Annotated in this window: 6 protein-coding genes; 1 reads left to right on the forward strand and 5 read right to left on the reverse strand. The window is 64.4% G+C overall.

Annotated elements, in window-relative coordinates; all coding sequences use genetic code 11:
- Both AC2VOU_RS14825 and AC2VOU_RS14830 read right to left on the reverse strand, forming a co-directional pair.
- Nucleotides 1-1,201, reverse strand: a 1,201-nt coding sequence (locus AC2VOU_RS14825; RefSeq protein WP_486958061.1) for an MMPL family transporter, incomplete at its 3' end; no start/stop codon positions are given.
- Nucleotides 1,198-1,620 (reverse strand): MmpS family transport accessory protein, encoded by a 423-nt coding sequence (locus AC2VOU_RS14830; protein ID WP_486958062.1) that lies wholly within the window; start codon nt 1,618-1,620, stop codon nt 1,198-1,200. The genes AC2VOU_RS14830 and AC2VOU_RS14825, both read right to left, overlap by 4 nt.
- 104 nt (nt 1,621-1,724) lie before the next feature.
- Here AC2VOU_RS14830 and AC2VOU_RS14835 point away from each other — a divergent pair, with 104 nt between their 5' ends.
- Complete coding sequence (locus tag AC2VOU_RS14835; RefSeq protein WP_486958063.1) at nt 1,725-1,850, forward strand: hypothetical protein; 126 nt, start codon at nt 1,725-1,727, stop codon at nt 1,848-1,850.
- Between the two features lie 410 nt (nt 1,851-2,260).
- On the opposite strand, the gene AC2VOU_RS14840 is transcribed toward AC2VOU_RS14835, so the two are convergent.
- The 3 genes from AC2VOU_RS14840 to AC2VOU_RS14850 all read right to left on the reverse strand — a co-directional run.
- Nucleotides 2,261-3,085: a HugZ family pyridoxamine 5'-phosphate oxidase gene (locus AC2VOU_RS14840; protein WP_486958064.1), complete on the reverse strand. Its 825-nt coding sequence runs from the start codon at nt 3,083-3,085 to the stop codon at nt 2,261-2,263.
- Between the two features lie 103 nt (nt 3,086-3,188).
- Nucleotides 3,189-3,479, reverse strand: coding sequence for a hypothetical protein (locus tag AC2VOU_RS14845; RefSeq protein WP_486958065.1), 291 nt, complete (start codon nt 3,477-3,479; stop codon nt 3,189-3,191).
- Nucleotides 3,480-3,684: 205 nt separating this feature from the next.
- A partial coding sequence (locus tag AC2VOU_RS14850; protein ID WP_486958066.1) for a TetR family transcriptional regulator occupies nt 3,685-4,112 on the reverse strand: 428 nt, incomplete at its 5' end.

A 4,112-nucleotide genomic window follows, 5' to 3' on the forward strand; every position in this document is an offset into this window, starting at 1 on the left:
CCAGGATGACGGAGGTGGCAAGGATGGGCGCGGGCCACCGCACGATGGCAGTCGCCAGGCGGCGCCATCGGGTGTAGTTGAACTTGCGCTTGGGGTCCAAAAGACCGAAGCCACTGGCGACTGCGATGATAGCGGGCGTCAGCGTGACCCCAGCCGCCACCACCACCAGCAGTCCCACTGCGCACGGGAACGCCAGCGAACTGAAGTAGGGCAGCCGGGTGAACTTCAGGCAGGCCAGCGCCCCGACAATGGTCAGACCGGAGCCCAGGACCACCTTGCTGACACCGGCGAAGGTGTCGTAGTAGGCGGCTTCACGGTCCAAGCCCCGTTCACGGCCCTCCTGGTAGCGGCCGACCATGAAGATCGCGTAGTCGGTACCTGCCGCGATCGCGAGTGAGGTCAGCAGGTTCACGGCGAAGGTCGACAACCCCATGATGCCGGTTTCGCCCAGCAGCGAAACCACGCCGCGGCCGGCCGCGAGTCCCACGAAGAGGATCACCATGGTCAGCAACACGGTGCCGATGGACCGGTAAACGAACATCAGCATGATCGCGATGATGACGACCGTGATGAGCGTGATCTTGGCCAAGCTCGCATCGCCCACCACGATCGTGTCGGCAGTCAGCGCTCCCTGGCCGGCGACATAGGCTTTCACCCCCGCCGGCGGCTTGGCGTCCGCGACGATCTTGCGAACGGCGGCAACCGATTTGTCGCCCTCGGCACCACCCTGGTCACCCTTGAGATTGACCTGGACGTAGGCGGCCTTGTGGTCGTAGCTCTCGACACCCGAGGACGTGAATCGCTGCCCCCAGAAGTTCAGCGCATGCTCGACGTGTTCGTGGTCAGCCTGGATCTTCTTGACCAGGTCGTCGTAGAACTTGTGGGCGTCCGGCCCGAGCGGTTTGTCACCGACCAGGGTCACCAGCACGAGGTTGTCGGAGTCGTACTCCTTGAACTTCTCACCGATGTGCTTCATCCCGGTCACCGACGGCGCATCGGCCGGCGACAGCGGCACCGAGATTTCCTCGGCGACCTTTTCCAACTGTGGGACGAAGACGTTGACGCCGACGGCCAGCAGCACCCAGAACACCACGATCGGCAGTGCCAGGACGCGGATGCTGCGGGCTATCCGCGGTTTGCGCTCGAGTTCGTGGCGCTGCGCTACGGGAATTTCGTCGGTGTCGCTCGCCTCGTCGCTCACGCGGATTTGTCCAAGCAGGAAACCTCCGCGTTGCGTGTGTGGGCCTGCTGCTGATCAACCAGTTTGCCGTCGACGGTGATCCGGCAGCCGATCGTGGGGCTGTCACCTTGGGCGACGACGTAGGCGAAGATGCCGGGCATCTCGGCAACGATCGTCGTGGACCACGGCAAGGTGGTGAAGCTGGCCTTCTGCGGTAAGGACTCTGCATCCATCCAGTTGACGACGCCGGTGGTCCCGGGTGGGCCCAGAATTTCGTAGATGGCGGTTTTGGCCGCATACGGCGGGGTTGCATCCCGCGGGTCGGGCTTGGGCAAGCCGGGGCCGGGGAAGACGCTGTTGAGTCGGAGCACGGCGACTGCGCCGATGAGGAGCGCTACGACCACCACCAGCGGAACCCACGCCCGCTTGAGAATCGTCAACTCCGCGTCCCCCGCTCAGCAATGCTCGATAGGCTGATCCTAGGACAATTCGTCGCGTCCATCACCGCAAGCCGAACGCGGTTGCGACCGGGTTCATTCCCGGGGTGCACGGTCGGATCGCCGTCGCGATGCGCCTGCTGCCGCATCGCATCGGTGAGCTACGTGATGACCTGTCGTCGGTCAACGACAACGAAATAACGGCAGCCGACTCGCCCTTGGGGCAGGCGTGATCGAGTCTGGCCAAGTTAGTTGTGAAAAGTAATAAGTTGGCTCGGTGTGAGCACTCGAGTCATTGAATGTCAGGCATGCGCGAAAGGCATACTGTCGCGGTCGCCTGAATTGCGCAACGAGCCCCTGAATTCGGCGCAATGGCCCTGAAATCAGCACCAAGTCAGAACCATGGCGAGTATCCTGACCTGCATGGCTATCAAGACCAAGGTCAAAACTTGCGTACATTGCGGCCACGCGTTTGATCCGCACGACCGATGGCGCGACCTGTCCGATACGGACTGGCATCCGGTCGCGTCGAATTATTGTTCACACGAATGCTGCGACCAATACCATCGCGATATGAGCCATTGCTGCTCGGCCCATGCGAGAGATGAGGCTCGACGGCAATCCGCAAGAGCGGCGCGCTGATTCAGGCCTTTGTTCGAGGGCCGGGATCGGCATTGTCGGCGGCGCGCGCCAATTCGGCTGTGACCGAGCGCAATTGCTCGGCCGATGTCAGCGGCTCCGGGAAGCCGACTCGGGTGTAGGCAACTCCGCGCGGGGTGTGCACCCGCAGGTCGAGACCGTAGCGGTCGACGCTCGTGCACACTGCCGCATCGGTGTCCGGATAGCCGCCGAAGGCCCGTGCCATTGCCGCGAGGGCATCGTCATGGTCGGCGTTGAGGTGCGCGATCGCACGCGCTGAGGCCGGCGTCACCGGATCCGGCGCAGCCGCCAGATAATCCGCGCCGCTTGCCGAATCCATCCGGCCGTATCCGCCGACCCAACGGATCCGCTCGACCCGCAGCACCCAGAGGGTGAAGTCGCTGTACTCGATGTAGAACCGCGCGGCCGGAACTGCGCCCAGGTACGCCGCGCGCGCCGCGTCCTGATCGGTGGCGAGCGGCGTTTCGACGACACCGGCCAAGGTGATCCGTCCCGTCGCCAACGGATCGGCGTCAGCGCTCGCCGTTACGATCGACAGGCTGGCGCGCGGATCGTTGGCGAGGTTGCGGCCGTGTTCGGCCAGGTTGGAGACGCACAGCACCGGCGCGCCACCCAGTAACCCGTATGCGACCAGCGACGCCCACGGATCGCCGTCGGCGGTCAAGGTGGCCAGCGTCGCTGCGTTACCGGCGGCCGAGATCGTACGGGCCTGCTCCGCGGCCGACGGCTGCGCGGAAATACTCACCTGCTGCAACGGCGGCGGCACCGAGGGCGCATCGCCGACGTCGCCGTGATCGCGTTTCGCCACGAAGGGGAGGCTACTGCCTCCGGGGTGTCTGCCTCCGGGGTGTCTGCCTCCGGGGTGTCGCCGGAATAACCCCGACCACCAACCCGGTTCCGCGCTATTTCATTTACCCGGTGTTGAGCCGCTCCTCGACCTGAAGCGTTTGCAGCGCACGCGCGGCGGTCTCGTAGCCTTTCACCACACCCTGCAGTCGTGCGGTCGAGCCATCGAAGCAGGCCCAATCGAAGACCGCTTGACACACGTGGTCAGCCAGATTCCGCAAGATGCCGTCACGGGGCGGGTTGTCGATCACCCTGATCGCAGCGGCGCACAACGCCCCCTTGTCGATATCCCCGCTCCGCAATGCGTGGTGCGCGAGCGACATCAGATTACGGGCGTGATCACCCTCGAAGTCCATAAAATCCCTTGCCCATCATCGATTCTCAGCCCTATGCCGTGGGGCCCTATGCCGTGGGGCCCTGTGCCGTCTGGCGCGCCGTCGATCAACCGAGTGGTCAACATAATCCAGCAACGGGTACATGTCGGCCACGATCAGGTCACAGACCCACATCAGAAGTCACGGACGCAACGACCGGTCACTAATTCGTGGTGGTGGCCCGCTCCTACTGGGCGGCAATAATTTTAGAGATCTGCTCGGCAACCGCCGTACGTATCTCGGTGTCATCGAGGTCGTGCAACCCGAACGCGACCCGCAGCGTGGGACCCATCAGACCCCAGCCGATCTGCAAGGCCATGCCGTGCGCGGCCAGCAACCGTGCCGTCCGGTCATCGCTGTGCCCGGCTTGCACGTGTCGCAGGAAGGCCTCCATGCCGGGAAAACGTTGTTGGAGTTCCTCGACCGGGAAGCCGTCGAGCGTCGAGCGCACCATGACGCGGGCCTGGAATTCGTAGGCGGCTTCGATCTCCGCCCGCGTTGCGCCTGACGCGCGGAGCCGTGCTGCGGAGTCGGCGAGATGCTGCAGCGTCGCCGCCAGCAGTTGGCGCTTACTCCCGAAATGGCGGTGCAGCAGGCCGTGGTTCACGCCGGCCC

It is taken from the genome of Mycobacterium sp. TH-M25 (assembly GCF_057473665.1).